General features: G+C 66.6%; 19 protein-coding genes. 9 read left to right on the top strand and 10 right to left on the bottom strand.

Translation table 11 applies throughout. The features are described 5' to 3' along the window. Positions 1–21: 21 nt before the first annotated feature. A complete protein-coding gene (locus ACWV14_RS31320) occupies positions 22–507 on the bottom strand; it encodes a MarR family winged helix-turn-helix transcriptional regulator (RefSeq protein ID WP_422084387.1) in 486 nt (161 codons plus the stop codon). A 144-nt stretch (positions 508–651) separates the two neighbouring features. Here ACWV14_RS31320 and recA point away from each other — a divergent pair, with 144 nt between their 5' ends. Genes recA through ACWV14_RS31305 form a run of 3 tightly spaced genes read left to right on the top strand, consistent with a single transcriptional unit; the run spans position 652 to position 2,673 of the window. Continuing rightward, positions 652–1,758: a recombinase RecA gene (gene recA, locus ACWV14_RS31315; RefSeq protein ID WP_081268704.1), complete on the top strand. Its 1,107-nt coding sequence runs from the start codon at positions 652–654 to the stop codon at positions 1,756–1,758. Positions 1,759–1,802: 44 nt separating this feature from the next. Beyond that, entirely contained in the window at positions 1,803–2,261 is a 459-nt protein-coding gene (recX, locus tag ACWV14_RS31310) for a recombination regulator RecX (protein ID WP_454905764.1), read from the top strand. Further along, the gene (locus tag ACWV14_RS31305) at positions 2,245–2,673 is read left to right on the top strand and encodes an SRPBCC family protein (RefSeq protein ID WP_454905762.1); all 429 of its coding nucleotides are present in this window, start codon (positions 2,245–2,247) and stop codon (positions 2,671–2,673) included. Before recX ends, ACWV14_RS31305 begins: the two co-directional genes overlap by 17 nt. A gap of 9 nt (positions 2,674–2,682) precedes the next feature. Here the strand turns inward: ACWV14_RS31305 and ACWV14_RS31300 are convergent, their stop codons facing one another. From ACWV14_RS31300 to ACWV14_RS31265, 8 genes are read right to left on the bottom strand one after another with little or no spacing between them, the layout of a single operon-like run. After that, entirely contained in the window at positions 2,683–3,792 is a 1,110-nt protein-coding gene (locus tag ACWV14_RS31300) for a mandelate racemase/muconate lactonizing enzyme family protein (RefSeq protein WP_454905760.1), read from the bottom strand. 5 nt (positions 3,793–3,797) lie between these two features. Further along, entirely contained in the window at positions 3,798–4,616 is an 819-nt protein-coding gene (locus ACWV14_RS31295) for a transporter substrate-binding domain-containing protein (RefSeq protein ID WP_455342727.1), read from the bottom strand. Positions 4,617–4,666: 50 nt separating this feature from the next. After that, entirely contained in the window at positions 4,667–5,395 is a 729-nt protein-coding gene (locus ACWV14_RS31290) for an amino acid ABC transporter ATP-binding protein (protein ID WP_454905756.1), read from the bottom strand. Beyond that, a complete protein-coding gene (locus ACWV14_RS31285; protein ID WP_454906142.1) occupies positions 5,379–6,026 on the bottom strand; it encodes an amino acid ABC transporter permease in 648 nt (215 codons plus the stop codon). Before ACWV14_RS31285 ends, ACWV14_RS31290 begins: the two co-directional genes overlap by 17 nt. A 25-nt stretch (positions 6,027–6,051) precedes the next feature. Next, positions 6,052–6,735: an amino acid ABC transporter permease gene (locus tag ACWV14_RS31280; protein WP_454905754.1), complete on the bottom strand. Its 684-nt coding sequence runs from the start codon at positions 6,733–6,735 to the stop codon at positions 6,052–6,054. 48 nt (positions 6,736–6,783) lie between these two features. After that, on the bottom strand, positions 6,784–8,016 hold the full coding sequence (locus ACWV14_RS31275; RefSeq protein WP_454905753.1) for a UxaA family hydrolase: 1,233 nt from the start codon (positions 8,014–8,016) through the stop codon (positions 6,784–6,786). Positions 8,017–8,030: 14 nt separating this feature from the next. Beyond that, positions 8,031–8,357 (bottom strand): UxaA family hydrolase, encoded by a 327-nt coding sequence (locus ACWV14_RS31270; protein WP_454905751.1) that lies wholly within the window; start codon positions 8,355–8,357, stop codon positions 8,031–8,033. 7 nt (positions 8,358–8,364) lie between these two features. Further along, positions 8,365–9,036 (bottom strand): RraA family protein, encoded by a 672-nt coding sequence (locus tag ACWV14_RS31265; RefSeq protein WP_422084396.1) that lies wholly within the window; start codon positions 9,034–9,036, stop codon positions 8,365–8,367. 229 nt (positions 9,037–9,265) lie between these two features. On the opposite strand from ACWV14_RS31265, the gene ACWV14_RS31260 reads away from it, so the two are divergent. From ACWV14_RS31260 to ACWV14_RS31250, 3 genes are all read left to right on the top strand, one after another. Next, complete coding sequence (locus ACWV14_RS31260) at positions 9,266–10,036, top strand: SDR family oxidoreductase (protein WP_454905749.1); 771 nt, start codon at positions 9,266–9,268, stop codon at positions 10,034–10,036. 10 nt (positions 10,037–10,046) lie between these two features. Next, a complete protein-coding gene (locus ACWV14_RS31255; RefSeq protein ID WP_422084397.1) occupies positions 10,047–10,901 on the top strand; it encodes an IclR family transcriptional regulator in 855 nt (284 codons plus the stop codon). A 62-nt stretch (positions 10,902–10,963) separates the two neighbouring features. After that, complete coding sequence (locus ACWV14_RS31250; protein ID WP_454905747.1) at positions 10,964–11,680, top strand: hypothetical protein; 717 nt, start codon at positions 10,964–10,966, stop codon at positions 11,678–11,680. Positions 11,681–11,695: 15 nt separating this feature from the next. On the opposite strand, the gene argC is transcribed toward ACWV14_RS31250, so the two are convergent. Continuing rightward, the gene (gene argC, locus ACWV14_RS31245) at positions 11,696–12,619 is read right to left on the bottom strand and encodes an N-acetyl-gamma-glutamyl-phosphate reductase (RefSeq protein WP_454905745.1); all 924 of its coding nucleotides are present in this window, start codon (positions 12,617–12,619) and stop codon (positions 11,696–11,698) included. A 204-nt stretch (positions 12,620–12,823) separates the two neighbouring features. Here argC and sucC point away from each other — a divergent pair, with 204 nt between their 5' ends. From sucC to ACWV14_RS31230, 3 genes are all read left to right on the top strand, one after another. Continuing rightward, on the top strand, positions 12,824–13,990 hold the full coding sequence (sucC, locus tag ACWV14_RS31240) for an ADP-forming succinate--CoA ligase subunit beta (RefSeq protein ID WP_454905743.1): 1,167 nt from the start codon (positions 12,824–12,826) through the stop codon (positions 13,988–13,990). A gap of 10 nt (positions 13,991–14,000) precedes the next feature. Then, complete coding sequence (sucD, locus tag ACWV14_RS31235) at positions 14,001–14,894, top strand: succinate--CoA ligase subunit alpha (RefSeq protein WP_081268719.1); 894 nt, start codon at positions 14,001–14,003, stop codon at positions 14,892–14,894. Between the two features lie 119 nt (positions 14,895–15,013). Next, complete coding sequence (locus tag ACWV14_RS31230) at positions 15,014–15,697, top strand: TerC family protein (RefSeq protein ID WP_454905741.1); 684 nt, start codon at positions 15,014–15,016, stop codon at positions 15,695–15,697. Positions 15,698–15,707: the final 10 nt, after the last annotated feature.

Genomic DNA, 15,707 nt, shown 5'->3' with positions numbered 1-15,707 from the left:
CGTTTGTCTCTGCCTCGAAGTCTAGCCCGCTGTATAGGCTTCCAGTCCGATGGTTACCACGGTGGCGATGTCGTTGCCCACGCTGCTGCGGAACTCGCGTTCGGCCTGCGTCACCGCGCCGTGGAAGGCGTCGAGCCAGGCCAGGCCGTCGGCGGTGAACAGCACGCGCCGCGCCCGCGCGTCGAGCGGATCGGGGCCGCGCGTGACCAGGCCCCAGGCCTCGCACTGGTCGACCAGCGCGCCCATCGCCTGCTTGGTCATGCCGGCGCGCCCGGCCAGCTCGGTGAGGCGCGAGCCCTCGCGCGCCAGGTGCCGGGTGATGTGGATGTGCGCCGCGCTCACCTGCGCGCGCGCCGCGAGGTTCGACAACGCCAGCGGCACGTCGACGTCGTGCGCCATCAGTTCCAGCACGCGCTCGTCGAAGCGGCGCATGGCATGGCCCAGCAGGCGGCCCAGGTGCGTCTGCCGCCAGGCGTCGGGATCGGTCGGAAAGGCGGCTTCGGTCATGCGCCAAATGGTAAAGCAAACTGACCAAAAAACAGGTTTACGCAGCGGCATCAGCCCCTACACTACTGTTCAAGCATCCAGCCTGTGGTTAAAAGCAGATGGGTGAAACCAGACACAAACCATTGATTTTCAAGGAGTTTCCACATGGACGCAGTCGTCAAGGGCGCAAGCATCTCGGTCGCCAACAGTGAAAAGGCCAAGGCCCTGCAGGCCGCGCTGGCCCAGATCGAAAAGCAGTTCGGCAAGGGCACGATCATGCGGCTCGGCGAAGGCGAGGCGCTGGAAGACATCCAGGTGGTCTCCACCGGCTCGCTGGGCCTGGACATCGCGCTGGGCGTCGGCGGCCTGCCGCGCGGCCGCGTCATCGAAATCTACGGCCCTGAATCCTCGGGCAAGACCACGCTCACGCTGCAGGTCATCGCCGCCATGCAGAAGCAGGCCGGCACCTGCGCCTTCGTCGACGCCGAACACGCCCTCGACGTGCAATACGCCCAGAAGCTCGGCGTGAACCTGTCCGACCTGCTGATCAGCCAGCCCGACACCGGCGAGCAGGCTCTCGAAATCGTCGATTCGCTGGTGCGCTCGGGCGCCGTCGACCTGATCGTGGTCGACTCGGTGGCCGCGCTCACGCCCAAGGCCGAAATCGAAGGCGAAATGGGCGACTCGCTGCCCGGCCTGCAGGCCCGCCTGATGAGCCAGGCGCTGCGCAAGCTCACCGCCACCATCAAGAAGACCAACTGCATGGTCATCTTCATCAACCAGATCCGCATGAAGATCGGCGTGATGTTCGGTTCGCCCGAAACCACCACCGGCGGCAACGCGCTGAAGTTCTACGCCTCGGTGCGCCTGGACATCCGCCGCATCGGCACCATCAAGAAGGGCGACGAGGCCATCGGCAACGAAACCAAAGTGAAGGTGGTGAAGAACAAGGTCTCGCCTCCGTTCAAGACGGCGGAGTTCGACATCCTGTTCGGCGAAGGCATCAGCCGCGAAGGCGAGATCATCGACATGGGCGTGACCGCCAAGATCGTCGACAAGTCGGGCGCCTGGTACGCCTACAACGGCGAGAAGATCGGCCAGGGCCGCGACAACGCCCGCGAATTCCTGCGCGAAAACCCCGAGCTGTCGCGCGAAATCGAGAACAAGGTGCGCGAGTCGCTGGGCATTCCGCTGCTGGCAGCCGACGCCGGCTCCACGCCCGAGAAGCCGCAGAAGGCCGCCAAGGCCGAGAAGGCGGACAAGGGCGAGTAAGCCCCCGAGCGCGGTCCCCTGCCGGGCCGCGCGAGCTACCCCGCATGGCATTCGACGCCCCGTCCCTCAAAGGCCGCGCACTGCGCCTCCTGAGCCAGCGCGAGCATTCCCGCGCGGAGCTGGAGCGCAAGCTGGCAAAGCATGAAGAAGAGCCCGGCACGCTGGCCAAGGCGCTCGACGAGTTGGCCGCCAAGGACTTCATCAGCGAGCCGCGCGTGGTGGCCTCGGTGCTCAACCAGCGCGCGGCCCGCTCGGGCGCGCTGCGGGTGAAGCAGGAACTGCAGGCCAAGGGCATCGCGCCCGAAGCCATCGCCGAAGCGGTGGCCAGCCTGCAGGAAACCGAAGTGGAGCGCGCCACGGCCTTGTGGCGCCGCCGCTTCGACGCCCCGCCCGCCGACGCGAAGGAACGGGCGAAGCAGATGCGATTCCTGATGGCGCGCGGTTTTTCGGGCGCCGTTGTGTCCAAGGTACTCAGGAGCGACTTCGATGAAATCGACGAATGAAGGTACTGCCGTCCAGTCCCGCGTCATCACCCAGCGCGTGGCCTGCGAATGGCGCCGCGCCTACGTACTGGCGGCCGACCCTAAGCGCCTGCCCGACTGGGCCAGCGGCCTGGCCAGGAGCGCGCTGGTGCCGCACGGCGACCACTGGATCGTGCGCACGCCCGAGAGCGGCGACGCCCGCATGCGCTTCGCGCCGCGCAACGACTTCGGCGTGCTCGACCACTGGGTCGCGCCCGAAGGCGTGCCCGAGGTCTACCTGCCCTTTCGCGTGATTGGCGTCGGGCCCGACGCCTGCGAGCTGCAGTTCACGCTGCTGCGCCAGCCGCACATGGACGATGCGGCGTTCGAGCGCGATGCGCAGTGGATCGCGCGCGACCTGCAGTCGCTGCGCAGCGTGATCGAAGCCGACTGACCGGCCGGCTCAGCCGCGCAGCACCAGCGGCGTGAACTTGCGCCGCGCCTTCAGCTGGTCGGCGTCCCACTCGATGCCCAGGCCGGGTGTTTCCGGCGCCACCGCATGGCCGTCCTCGATGCGCAGGCGGCTTGTCGTCAGGTCGTCGAGCTGCGGGATGTATTCCACCCAGCGCGCGTTCGGCACGGCGGCGCACAGGCTCACGTGCAGCTCCATCAGGAAGTGCGGGCACATCGCGATGTTGTGCGCCTCCGCGAGGTGCGCGATCTTCAGCCACGGCGTGATGCCGCCCACCCGCGCCACGTCGGCCTGCACGATCGAGCAGGCGCCCTGCTGGATGTATTCGGCGAACTGCGAGGGGTGGTACATCGACTCGCCTACCGCGATCGGCACCGAGGTGCTGGCCAGCAGCTGCGCATGCGCGCGCACATGCTCGGCCGGCATCGGCTCCTCGAACCACGCGAGGTCGAGCGGCGCATATTGGCGTGCACGGCGGATGGCCTCGGCCACGGTGAAGCTCTGGTTGGCGTCCACCATCAGCTCGAAGTCCGCGCCGACCGCTTCGCGCACGGCCGACAGGCGCGCGATGTCCTGCGCCACATGCGGCTTGCCGACCTTGATCTTCGCGCCAAGGAAGCCATCGGCCTTTGCCGCGAGCGTCTGCTCCACCAGCTGCGCGGGTTCGATGTGCAGCCAGCCGCCCTCGGTGGTGTAGACCGGCACGCGCTGCTGCGCCCCGCCCGCCAGTCGCCAAAGAGGCAGGCCCGCCGCACGCGCGTTGCGGTCCCACAGCGCGGTGTCGATGGCCGCCAGCGAAAGGCTGGTGATCGCGCCCACGGCGGTCGCGTGCGTGTGGAAGAACAGGTCGCGCCAGATGGCCTCGTACTGCTGCGGGTCGCGCCCGATCAGCCGCGGCGCCAAGTGGTCGTTCAGCAGCGCCACGATGGACGAGCCGCCCGTGCCGATGGTGTACGTGTAGCCGGTGCCCGAAGAGCCGTCGTCGCAGCGCACCGTGACCATCACGGTTTCCTGCGTCACGAAGGACTGGATGGCGTCGGTGCGCTTGACCTTGGGCGCGATGTCGATCTGCGCGATCTCGACCTGGTCGATCTTCGCCATCGCGATCAGCCTGCGTTGCGCGTCACGTCGGCCGGCAGGTCGGCGCCGTGGAACTTCTTGTAGATGGTGTTGAGCTCGCCGCTCTTGAGCTGCGCCTTCACGAACTCGTCGAGCCTGGCCTTCAGGCGCGGTTCGTTCTTGCGCATGCCGATGGCCATCATGTTGACCTTCATGGTGAACTTCGGCTCCATCTGCTTGGCCGGGTTCTTCTCGTTGATGGTCTTCAGCAGCGGCGGCGCGGTCGCGAAGATGTCGGCCTGCCCGCTCACCACGGCGGTGATGGAGGTGGCGTCGTCGTCGAAGCGAACGATCTGCGCGCCGGCCGGCAGGATCTTCGTCACTTCCTGGTCGTTGGTGGTGCCGCGCGTGGCAATCACTTTCTTGCCCGCGAGGTCGGCCGGGCCTGTGATGGTCATGCTCTTGGGCGCCCCCACCACGACCAGGATGGCGGCGTAGGGCACCGAGAAGTCGACCACCTTCTCGCGCTCGGGCGTGACCGACATGCTGGAGATCACGATGTCCGCCTTGTCGGTCTGCAGGAACGGAATGCGGTTGGCGCCGGTGGTCGGCACGATCTCGAGTTCGAGGCCCAGGCTCTTGGCCAGCAGGCGCGCGGTTTCCACATCGGAGCCGGTGGCGTTGAGCTTCTCGTCCTTCATGCTGTAGGGCGGCACGGCCAGGTCGATGGCCACGCGGATCTTCTTGGCGGCCGTGATGGTGTCGAGCTGGTCGGCATGCGCCGCGCCCGCGAAGGCGAGCGGCAGGGCCAATGCGAGCGCGGAAAGCAGTGCGCCGCGGCGCCGGGCGAAGAAAGAGCGGGTCATCGATGGTCTCCTGGAGTTGTGAACGAAAGCGGGCGTCGGCGGCGCGCGGCTCAGAGGCCGGTGCCGATGAACTGGCGCAGCTCGGGCGTCTGCGGGTTGCCGAGGATGCTGGCGTCGCCCTCCTCCCACACCAGCCCCTGGTGCATGTAGATGACCTTGTCGGCCACGCCGCGCGCAAAGGCCATCTCGTGCGTGACGAGGATCATGGTCATGCCTTCGGAGGCGAGCTTCTCCATCACCTTGAGCACTTCGCCGGTGAGCTGCGGGTCGAGCGCGGAAGTGACTTCGTCGAAAAGCATGAGCTGCGGCTTCATCGCGAGCGAGCGCGCGATGGCCACGCGCTGCTGCTGGCCACCGGAGAGCTGCTCGGGGTAGGCATCGGCCTTCTCGGCCAGGCCCACGCGCTCGAGCACTTCCATGGCGATGGCGCCGGCTTCCGAGGCGCTCATCTTCTTCACCGACTGCGGCGCGAGCGTGATGTTCTGCTTGACCGTGAGATGCGGGAACAGGTTGTAGCTCTGGAACACGATGCCCACGTCCTTGCGCAGCGCGCGCAGGTTCAGGGCCGGGTCGTGCACCGCGTGGCCGCAGCACTGGATGGTGCCGCTGTTGATGGTCTCCAGCCGGTCGATGCAGCGCAGCGCCGTGCTCTTGCCCGAGCCGCTCTGGCCGATGATCGCCACCACCTGCCCGCGCTGGACCGAGAACGACACGCCCTTGAGCACATGCAGCTTGCCGAAGTGCTTGTGGACGTCGTTGAGTTCAACCACGGGCTGCATTGAGCTTCCTTTCAAGGGCGCGACTCCATCGCGAGAGCGGGTAGCAAAGAATGAAATACAGAACCACCGCGCACCCGAAATACAGGAAGGGCTGGAAGGTCGAGTTGTTCAGCACCTTGGCGTTGTAGGAAAGCTCGGCATAGCCGACCACCAGCGACGCGATCGATGTGTTCTTGATGATCTGGACCAGGAAGCCCACCGTGGGCGGCGTCGCGATGCGCAGCGCCTGCGGCAGGATCACGCGGCGCATGCGCTCGATCCGCGTGAGCGCCAGGCATTCGGCCGCTTCCCACTGGCTGCGCGGCACGGCCTGGATGCAGCCGCGCCAGATTTCGCCGAGGAAGGCGCTGGCGTAGACGGTGATGGCCAGCGCCGCCGCAGCCAGCGCGGGTACCGAGCCGATGCCCGCGATGTTGGGCCCGAAGAAGCACACGCCCATCAGCACCAGCAGCGGCGTGCCCTGGATCACCTGGATGTAGCCCGCGGCCGCCACGCGCACCGCCTTCACCGGCGACACGCGCGCCAGCGCCACCGCGAGCCCGATCAGCCCGCCGCCGAGGAAGGCCAGCGCCGAGAGCTGCAGCGTGCCCCATGCGCCCATCAGGAGAAAGCCGAAGTGCTCGGCCGGCATGAATGTCATGGCGCGTGCCTCTTCTTCACAGCGGCGTGCCGAGCTTGCGCCGGCGCGGAAACACGATCATGCCGAGCAGCCAGAAGCCCAGGCGCATGGCGTAGGACAGAGCCAGGTACACCACCCACAGCACGATGAAGATCTCGAAGTTGCGGAAGGTGTCCGACTGGATGCGGTTGGCCACGCCGAAGAGCTCTTCCGCGCCTATCGACGACATGATGCTTGAGGCCAGCATCAGCAGCACGAACTGGCTGGCGAGCGCCGGGTACACGCGCTCCACCGCCGGGCGCAGGATCACGTGCCAGAACACCTGCAGCTTCGACAGCCCGAGGCACTCGGCCGCCTCGAGCTGGCCCTTGTGGATCGACTCGATGCCGGCGCGGATGATCTCGCAGCTGTACGCGCCGATGTTCACCACCAGCGCGAGCACCGCGCCCACCATGATCGGCATCGTCACGCCCGCGCTCGACAGGCCGAAGATCAGGAAGTAGCTCTGGATCAGCAGCGGCGTGTTGCGGATCGCCTCCACGTAGCCGCCCGCCAGGCCACGCAGCCAGCCATGCCGGCTGTTTCGGCCCAGCGCGCAGACGGTGCCCAGCGCGAAGCCCAGCACGGTGGCCAGGAAGGACAGCTGCACGGTCGTCCACGCGCCTTCGAGCAGCAGCGGCCACTGCTCGAGCACGGGCATGAAGTCGAACTGGTAGTTCAATGCGTCGGGCTCCGGAAGTCCAATGAAGACAGGAAGGAAAAGGTGCGGCTACGCGGCGCGCGCGAGCGGCAGGCACGAAGGCCCGAGCGGCTCGAAGGCCTTGTAGGTCAGGATGAATTCGCGGTGCCCCAGCGCTTCGGACTTGGTGGCGGCGCCATCGGCCACGCGTCGCACCGCGTCGAAGATCTCCTCGCCCACCTCCTGCAGCGTGCCGCGTTCTTCGAGGATGCGGCCGGCGTCGACGTCCATGTCTTCGTGCAGCCGGCGGTAGGTGTCGGGATTCGCGCAGACCTTGATGACCGGCGAGACGGCCGAACCCACCACCGAGCCGCGCCCCGTGGTGAACAGGATCACGTGCGCGCCGCAGGCGATGAGCTCGACGATTTCCGCGTTGTCGCTGATGTTCGGAAAGCCGAAGCGCGGCTCGCCGTCAGGCACCACGTCCAGCAGGTAGAGACCACCCTGCGGCGGCACGTCGCCGGGCTTGACGATGCCGTTGATCGGCGAGGCGCCGCTCTTGGCATACGCGCCCAGCGACTTCTCCTCGATGGTCGAGAGCCCGCCGTCGGCATTGCCGGGCGCAAAGCTGCCGTGGCCCATGGTGCTGTAGTAGCGCGCGGCCTTGTTCACGCATTCGACGATGGCCTGACCGAGTTCCGGCGTGGCGGCGCGCCGCTGCATGTGGAACTCGCAGCCGATCAGCTCGCCGGTTTCCTCGAAGATGCAGCGCGCGTCCTGTGCGATCAGCAGGTCGAAGGCGCGGCCCACGGCCGGGTTGGCGGTAATGCCGCTGGTGCCGTCGGAGCCGCCGCAGATGGTGCCCACCACGAGCTCGCTCAGGTCCATCGGCACGCGCTGCTGCTGCGCGAGTTCGGCCAATGCCCACTGCACCCACTGCGTGCCTTCGCGGATGGTGCTGCGGGTGCCGCCCTCCTGCTGGATCGTGAGCGTGTGCACCGGCCGGCCCGAGGCGGCGACCGCTTCTTCCAGCTTGCGCTTGTTCATGCTCTCGCAGCCCAGCGAGATCAGCAGCGCCGCGCCCACGTTGGGGTGCGTGGCAATCGCTTCCATCATGCGTTCGGCGTACTCGTTCGGATAGCAGCCGGGGAAGCCGACGAGATGCACTTCCGATTCGCCGTCCTGCTGCCGGAAGTTGAGGGTGATCTCGCGCGCCACGTGATGCGCGCACTCGACCAGGTAGGCCACGACCACGACGTTGCGGATGCCCTTGCGGCCGTCGGCGCGCGGGAAGCCGCGGATCTGGAGATTGGGAGCGTTCATGCGGGGAGGGCGCCTCAGGCGTGGCCGACGAAGGTCTTGCCCTCGTCCAGCGTGTAGGTCGGCGTGTAGTCGCTGTCGAGGTTGTGCGTGTGGATGTGCTCGCCAGCCGCCACCTGCGCGTGCAGGCTGCCGATGACGGCGCCGTACTTCAGCACTTTCTCGCCAGCGGCAATGGCATGGCGCGCGAGCTTGTGGCCCAGGCCGATGTCCCTGGCCAGCACGACGGCGCCGCCCTCGAGTTGCACGGCGGAGCCGGCGGCGAGGTGGGTGCAGGCGATCAGGCAGTTGTCGCCGGGCGAGAGCAGCACCAGCCGGGCGTCGATGGATTGCGGGTTCGGCATCCGTCGCTCAGAACTTGCGGTACTTCAGGTAGGCCTCTTGCGGGTCGGTGCCCGCGAGGATGGCGGTGCGCACGAGGTTCTCGCGGCCCATCATGTGCTCTGCCTCGGTGATGATGGCCTCGGCCTGCGCGAGCGGCAGGCAGATCACGCCGTCGGTGTCGGCCAGCAGCAGGTCGCCGGGGTTCACCGTGACATCGCCGATGCGCACCGGCACGTCCATCGCGTCGGGCAGCCAGTAGCCGACGATGTCGCGCGGCGTGAAGTAGCGGTGCCACACCTGGAAGCCCTGTTGCAGGATGAATTCGGCGTCGCGCACGCCGCCGTCGGCAATCACGCCCAGCACGCCCTTGCGGCCCAGCGTCTCGGCCGAGAGCTCGCCCATGTGCGAGACGGTCGAGTCGTTCGGCTGGATCACGGCGACGTGGCCCGGCTTGGCGCGCGAGAGAAACCCGGTCCACGCCATCAGCGTCTCGTGCGGATCGGCCGTGGGGTCGACGCGGCCGTTCACCGTGAAGGCCGGGCCGCACATCTTCTGGCCGGCGATCAGCGGGCGCAGCGTGGGCGGCAGCGTGAAGTCGCGCAGGCCCGCGGCGCGCATCACGTCGTGGAGGATGCCCGTGTAGCAGGCTTGCAGGCGGGGGAGCAGCGAAGTAGCCGGGGCATCGGAGGCGTGGGCCATGGGCATGTCTCTTTTTCTTAGATAAAACTGCTTTTCATGGATGAGGTTAGCAGTGAGGCTTTGCCGGGAAGCTGGGGTTTGCGCCTATTCGAGGGTATCTACCGATGATTGGGCGGTCCGGCACGGGTTTTTGAGGGGGTGCGGGAGCTTGCCAGTCGCGTATATTTGATTTCATCAGTGAAATTTGTATTTCACATGTGTGGCAACCATCACTCAAGGACATCGCCAAATGACTTCTCGCGTTCAAGGAAAGAACATCCTCGTCACCGCCGCTGGCAAGGGCATCGGCCGGGCCAGTGCGCTGGCGCTGGCGCGCGAAGGCGGCACCGTGTGGGCCACCGACGTGGACGAAGCCGCGTTGGCCGAACTCGCCGCGCTGGCCCGCGAAGAAGGCCTGGCAAGCCTGAAGACCGCCACGCTCAACGTGCGCGACAACGCCGCGGTGCAAGCCTTCGCGCAGACCACGGGGCGGCTGGACGTGCTCTTCAACTGCGCCGGCTTCGTGCACAGCGGCAACATCCTGGCCTGCGAAGAGGCCGACTGGGACTTCAGCATGGACCTCAACGCGAAGTCCATGTACCGCACGATCCGCGCCTTCCTGCCGGCAATGCTGGAGCGAGGCGGCTCGATCATCAACATGGCCTCGGCCGCGTCGAGCGTGAAGGGCGTGCCCAACCGGTTCGTGTACGGCGCCTCGAAGGCCGCCGTCATCGGGCTGACCAAGGCGGTGGCGGCCGACTTCATCCAGCAGGGCGTGCGCTGCAACGCGATCTGCCCGGGCACGGTGGAGTCGCCCTCGCTGCGCGACCGCATCTCGGCACAGGCCCAGCAGGCCGGCACCGACGAGGCCGCGGTGCGCGCCGCCTTCGTGGCGCGCCAGCCGCTGGGGCGCGTCGGCAAGCCCGAGGAAATCGCCGCACTGGTGGTGTACCTGGCTTCCGACGAGTCGGGCTTCACGACCGGTGCCATCCATATGATCGACGGTGGATGGTCGAACTGAACGGGGAACGATGAAGCAAGCAGCACCAGCGCCGGAAGAACAACAGGGCCAGGAAGGCCACGAAGAGGCCGCGCCGGAAGGCGAGGGCGCGCTGCGCTACGCCGCGCCGGCCCTGGAGAAGGGGCTGGACATCCTGGAGGCGCTGGCCGACAGCGTCTCCGGCTACACGCTCAACGAGCTGGCGCAGAAGGTCGGGCGCAAGGTCAGCGAGATCTTCCGCATGGCGGTGACCCTGCAGCGGCGCGGCTTCGTGCAGGTCGACGAGAACGACCGCTACACGCTCACGCTGCGCATGTTCGAGCTGGCGCATCGCCAGCAGCCGCTCAAGAGCCTGGTGAGCGTGGCGCTGCCGCTGCTGCGCGAGCTGGCCAACCGGGCGCGCCAGTCATGCCACCTGGCCATGTACCAGGGCGGGCGCGTGGTGGTCATCGCGCAGGTCGAAAGCCCCGAGCGCTGGTCCTTCGGGCTCAAGGTGGGCGTGGTCATGGGACTGACGGACACCTCCTCGGGCCACGTGCTGCTGGCGTTTCGCGACGAGATCGACCGCGCCCGCATGCTGCGCGCCCACATCGGCGTGGAAGGCGAGCTGGAGATGGACCCGGGCGAGCTCTTCGCCATCCTGCAGGACGTGCGCGAGCGCGGCTACTCGGCCATGCCGAGCAAGCAGACGCGCGGCATCACCAACATCGCATTCCCGGTGATGGGTGCGGCCGACCACGTGATCGCGTCCATCAACGTGCCTTACATCGAGCGCATCGACCAGAAATCGGCGCCGGACGCGGTGCAGGTGCGCGGCATCGTGGGCAACATCGCCGGGCGCCTGTCGGCGCTGATGGGGGCCAGCGGGTACAACGACAACGAGTAGCGCGAGGGCGGGGGGGACGGGGGGATGGCATCATCTGCGGCAAAACTACGGAGGAGCCTTTCATGTCATCTGATCCCGTCAGCCAGCAGTCTCTCGTGCGTACCGGCGCCAAGGCCGGCCTGTCCTTTGCCGGCTCCGTCATCAAGGGCGGCCTGCTTGGCGTCGTCCTGGGCGGCGGTGTTTTCTTCTTCTATCTGAGCCAACTGCAAGGGCCGGGCAACGTGGCCGCGCGTGCCGGCGGCGTCGGCGCGTTGGTAGCGCTCATCACCTCGCCGCCGCTGCTGGTGGCGCTGTTGCTGCTGCTGTTCGTGGTCGTCTACGTGATGCTGGGCGTGCACCAGGGGCGCGCGCGTGCGATGCAGCATCTGGTTGCGGCGCGCGGGGAGGCCGTGTCGCAACGGCTGGCCGGTGCCATTGCCGGCCGCATCGAGGCGATGCCGCGCACGCAGGGGGCCTTGCATCGCGCGGCCGACTGGCTGTCGGCCGACGCCTTGAGCAAGCAGCTCGCGCCGGTGCTGGGCGAGGGCAGGGCGGTGCGCTCCGTGGTGTCCTTCGTGCTGAACCGCCTGCCGATGAGCGAGATGCTGGCCGAATGGCAGCAGAGCCGCGCCGAGCATGGCGCACCTGCCTCGGGCGAAGACCCCGCGCTGCGCGCACTGCTCACGCGCCGCATCAACGAGACGCTGCAGGACATGGCGACGCCCTCTCGCAAGCCGCTGTACATCGCGCTGGGCGCGCACGCGGCCCTGCTGGGCGTGGGGCTCTGGCTGGTGAACTGAGCGCGCGGCTGGCGCTCAGAGCGCCAGCATCAGCTTCAGGTTCTGCACCGCGGCGCCGCTGGCGCCCTTGCCGAGGTTGTCCAGGCGCGCGATCACCACGGCGTGGCGGTGATCTTCATTCGGGAACACGCGGATCTCGAGGTTGTTGGTGTCGTTGAGCGCCAGCGCTTCTAGCTTGCCGTCTTCCGTGGGCGGCAGCACCTTCACGAACTGCTCGGGCGTGTTGCTCCGTGCATAGTGCGCGGCCAGGGCGTCCTGCAGGTCGCCGGCCTTCGGCTTGCCGGGCAGCAGGTCGAGGTGCAGCGGCAGCTGCACCAGCATGCCCTGCTTGAAATTGCCCACCGACGGGATGAACACCGGCCGGCGGGTGAGGCCGGTGTAGGCCATGATTTCGGGGATGTGCTTGTGCTTCAGGCCCAGCGCGTAGATCTCGAACAGCGGCGCCTTGCCGCTCTCGTAGTCCTCGATCATGACCCGGCCGCCGCCCGAGTAGCCGCTCACGGAGGGCAGCGAGATCGGGAAATCGGCGGGCAGCAGGCCCGCATCGACCAGCGGGCGCACCATGGCGATGGCGCCGGTGGCGTAGCAGCCGGGGTTGCCCACGCGATCGGCCTTGGCCACGGCCTGCCAGTGGCCTTCGGTGAGTTCGGGAAAGCCGAATACCCAGCCGGGAGCGATGCGGTGTGCCGTGGAGGCGTCGATGATCTTGGGTTTCTTGCCCGGGAGCTGGTCGATCAGCGCGACCGATTCGCGCGCCGCGTCGTCGTGCAGGCACAGCACCACCAGGTCGACGCCTGCCATCAGGTCGCGCTTGGCATTGGCGTCTTTTCGCAGTTCGGGAGCGATGCTCACGAGTTCGACCTGCGGCATCGTCTGGAGCCGTTCGCGGATTTGCAGGCCGGTGGTACCGGCTTCGCCGTCGATGAAAACCTTGGCCATGATGGAGTTTGCCCGGGGTAGCTAGAAGAAAGTACGTATTGACCGCAACCCCACGTACAGTATTGGTGCGGCGCACCATGATACAGTCCGCGGTTGTTCGCCGCCCCCAGCCGTCAGGCTGCCGTCGCCCGCGAGCAACAGAGCAGAAACACTCTCACCCCAGATCTCCCGTTCTCAACCTCCTCCTTCCGAGAGACATCCCTCATGAAGATTCACGAGTACCAAGGCAAGGAAATCCTTGCCAAGTTCGGCGTGCCGGTGCCGCGCGGCATCCCGGCCTATACGGTCCAGGAGGCGGTGGAAGCCGCCCAGAAACTTGGAGGCCCGGTGTGGGTCGTCAAGGCCCAGATTCACGCGGGTGGCCGCGGCAAGGGCGGTGGCGTCAAGGTCGCCAAGACCATCGAAGACGTCAAGAAGCTGGCCGGCGAGATCCTCGGCATGCAGCTCAAGACGCACCAGACCGGCCCCGAAGGCCAGAAGGTCCGCCGCCTCTACATCGAAGACGGCGCCGACATCAACAAGGAATACTACGTTTCCGCCGTGACCGACCGCGCCACCCAGAAGGTGGCCTTCATCGCTTCGAGCGAAGGCGGCATGGACATCGAGGAAGTGGCCCACTCCTCGCCGGAAAAGATCATCACCGTGTTCGCAGACCCCGAAAAGGGCCTGACCGACGAACAGGCCAAGCAGATCGCCGACGGCATCGGCATGCCGGCCGACTCGACCGCGCAAACGGTCGACATCCTGAAGAAGCTCTACACCTGCTACATGGAGACGGACGCCTCGCTGGTCGAGATCAACCCGCTCAACCGTGACAGCAAGGGCAACGTCATGGCGCTGGACGCCAAGTTCAACTTCGACAGCAACGCGCTGTTCCGCCACCCCGAAATCGTGGCCCTGCGCGACCTCGACGAAGAAGACGCGGCCGAAGTCGAAGCCTCGAAGTTCGACCTCGCCTACATCTCGCTGGACGGCAACATCGGCTGCCTGGTGAACGGTGCCGGCCTGGCCATGGCCACCATGGACACCATCAAGCTGTTCGGCGGCGAGCCGGCCAACTTCCTGGACGTGGGTGGCGGTGCCACCCCCGAGAAGGTCACCGAAGCCTTCAAGATCATGCTGAAGAACAAGAACGTGGAAGCCATCCTCGTGAACATCTTCGGCGGCATCATGAAGTGCGACACCATCGCCACCGGCGTGATCGCAGCCTGCAAGGCCGTGAACCTGCAAGTGCCGCTGGTCGTTCGCATGAAGGGCACCAACGAAGTCGAAGGCAAGAAGCTGCTGGCCGATTCGGGCCTGCCGATCATCAGCGCCGACACCATGGCGGAAGCGGCCCAGAAGGTCGTGGCAGCAGTCAAGAAGGCCTAAGGAACAAGTCATGTCGATCTACATCAACAAAGACACCAAAGTCATCACGCAAGGCATCACCGGCAAGACCGGTCAGTTCCACACTGAAAAGTGCCAGGAATACGCGAACGGCAAGAACGCCTTCGTGGCTGGCGTGAACCCGAAGAAGGCCGGCGAGTCCATCTTCAACATCCCGATCTTCGGCTCGGTCAAGGAAGCCGCCACGCAGACCGGCGCCACCGTGTCGGTGATCTACGTGCCGCCGGCAGGCGCCGCGGCCGCCATCTGGGAAGCCGTCGAAGCCGACCTGGACCTGGCGATCTGCATCACCGAAGGCATTCCGGTTCGCGACATGCTCGAAGTGCGCAACAAGATGAAGGCCAAGGAAGCGGCCGGCGGCAAGAAGACCTTGCTGCTGGGCCCGAACTGCCCCGGCCTGATCACGCCCGACGAAATCAAGATCGGCATCATGCCCGGCCACATCCACCGCAAGGGCCGCATCGGCGTGGTCTCGCGCTCGGGCACGCTGACGTACGAAGCCGTGGCTCAACTGACGGAAATCGGCCTGGGCCAATCGTCGGCAGTCGGCATCGGCGGCGACCCGATCAACGGCCTGAAGCACATCGACGTGATGAAGGCCTTCAACGACGATCCGGACACCGACGCGGTCATCATGATCGGCGAAATCGGCGGCCCGGACGAGGCTGACGCAGCCCGCTGGTGCAAGGACAACATGAAGAAGCCGGTCGTCGGTTTCATCGCCGGTGTCACCGCCCCTCCCGGCAAGCGCATGGGCCACGCCGGCGCGCTGATCTCCGGTGGCGCCGACACGGCCGATGCCAAGCTGTCCATCATGGAAGAATGCGGCTTCACCGTGACGCGCAACTTCTCGGAACTGGCCAAGCTGCTCAAGGCCAAGCTGTAAGAAACGGCCCCTGGACACCGGCCGCAGAGCCGGGTCATGCGAGGACCACGCAGAAATAAAAAAGCGCCCGCACTGGATTGCGGGCGCTTTTTTCAATAAAACACAGTGGGATCAGAGACATGGAAATTCTTCAAAGCACAGACTTCTGGTTAGGTCTGCTCAAGATCGTCTGGATCAACATCATCTTGTCGGGGGACAACGCGGTGGTGATTGCGATGGCGGCGCGCTCGTTGCCGCCTGCACAGCAGAAAAAGGCCGTACTGTTCGGTTCGGGAGCGGCCGTGGTGCTGCGCATCGTGCTGACGGTGGTGGCGGCCAAGCTGCTGGCGCTGCCTTACCTGCAGATCATCGGCGGCATGCTGCTGCTGTGGATCGGCATGCAGTTGCTCAGCGAGGACGACGAGGACGACGGCGAGTCCAAGGAATACGGCAGCATGATGGCGGCCGTGCGCACCATCCTCCTGGCCGACCTGGTGATGAGCCTGGACAACGTGATTGCCGTCGCGGCCGCCGCGCAGGGCAGCATGGTCCTGCTGATCCTGGGCCTGGCAATCAGCATTCCGTTGGTGATTTTCGGCAGTACCCTCATGATCAAGCTCATGGAACGCTTCCCGATCATCGTCATGCTGGGCGCCGCGCTGATCGGCTGGGTCGGTGGCGAAACCATCGTGAGCGACGTCGCACTGCGCGATGTGCTGGTCGCCAATCCCTGGTTGCACTATGCAGCGGCTGCGGCCGGTGCGGTGTTTGTCGTGGCCGCGGGCCGCTTGATGCAACGGCGCGCGCACGCCGCTGCTCACTGATTTGCGAAGT

Source organism: Variovorax durovernensis, from assembly GCF_977011995.1.
This window is presented reverse-complemented; position numbering and strand designations above follow the sequence as displayed.

Bases quoted from the DNA above. Each gene is read 5' to 3' on its own strand.
- sucD (WP_081268719.1), top strand. From the start codon at position 14,001: ATGTCGATCTACATCAACAAAGACACCAAAGTCATCACGCAAGGCATC.
- argC (WP_454905745.1), bottom strand. From the start codon at position 12,619: ATGGCCAAGGTTTTCATCGACGGCGAAGCCGGTACCACCGGCCTGCAA.
- ACWV14_RS31260 (WP_454905749.1), top strand. From the start codon at position 9,266: ATGACTTCTCGCGTTCAAGGAAAGAACATCCTCGTCACCGCCGCTGGC.
- ACWV14_RS31285 (WP_454906142.1), bottom strand. From the start codon at position 6,026: ATGCCGGCCGAGCACTTCGGCTTTCTCCTGATGGGCGCATGGGGCACG.
- ACWV14_RS31300 (WP_454905760.1), bottom strand. From the start codon at position 3,792: ATGGCGAAGATCGACCAGGTCGAGATCGCGCAGATCGACATCGCGCCC.
- recA (WP_081268704.1), top strand. From the start codon at position 652: ATGGACGCAGTCGTCAAGGGCGCAAGCATCTCGGTCGCCAACAGTGAA.
- ACWV14_RS31270 (WP_454905751.1), bottom strand. From the start codon at position 8,357: ATGCCGAACCCGCAATCCATCGACGCCCGGCTGGTGCTGCTCTCGCCC.
- sucC (WP_454905743.1), top strand. From the start codon at position 12,824: ATGAAGATTCACGAGTACCAAGGCAAGGAAATCCTTGCCAAGTTCGGC.
- recX (WP_454905764.1), top strand. From the start codon at position 1,803: ATGGCATTCGACGCCCCGTCCCTCAAAGGCCGCGCACTGCGCCTCCTG.
- ACWV14_RS31230 (WP_454905741.1), top strand. From the start codon at position 15,014: ATGGAAATTCTTCAAAGCACAGACTTCTGGTTAGGTCTGCTCAAGATC.
- ACWV14_RS31295 (WP_455342727.1), bottom strand. From the start codon at position 4,616: ATGACCCGCTCTTTCTTCGCCCGGCGCCGCGGCGCACTGCTTTCCGCG.
- ACWV14_RS31255 (WP_422084397.1), top strand. From the start codon at position 10,047: ATGAAGCAAGCAGCACCAGCGCCGGAAGAACAACAGGGCCAGGAAGGC.
- ACWV14_RS31250 (WP_454905747.1), top strand. From the start codon at position 10,964: ATGTCATCTGATCCCGTCAGCCAGCAGTCTCTCGTGCGTACCGGCGCC.
- ACWV14_RS31305 (WP_454905762.1), top strand. From the start codon at position 2,245: ATGAAATCGACGAATGAAGGTACTGCCGTCCAGTCCCGCGTCATCACC.
- ACWV14_RS31320 (WP_422084387.1), bottom strand. From the start codon at position 507: ATGACCGAAGCCGCCTTTCCGACCGATCCCGACGCCTGGCGGCAGACG.
- ACWV14_RS31275 (WP_454905753.1), bottom strand. From the start codon at position 8,016: ATGAACGCTCCCAATCTCCAGATCCGCGGCTTCCCGCGCGCCGACGGC.
- ACWV14_RS31265 (WP_422084396.1), bottom strand. From the start codon at position 9,036: ATGGCCCACGCCTCCGATGCCCCGGCTACTTCGCTGCTCCCCCGCCTG.
- ACWV14_RS31290 (WP_454905756.1), bottom strand. From the start codon at position 5,395: ATGCAGCCCGTGGTTGAACTCAACGACGTCCACAAGCACTTCGGCAAG.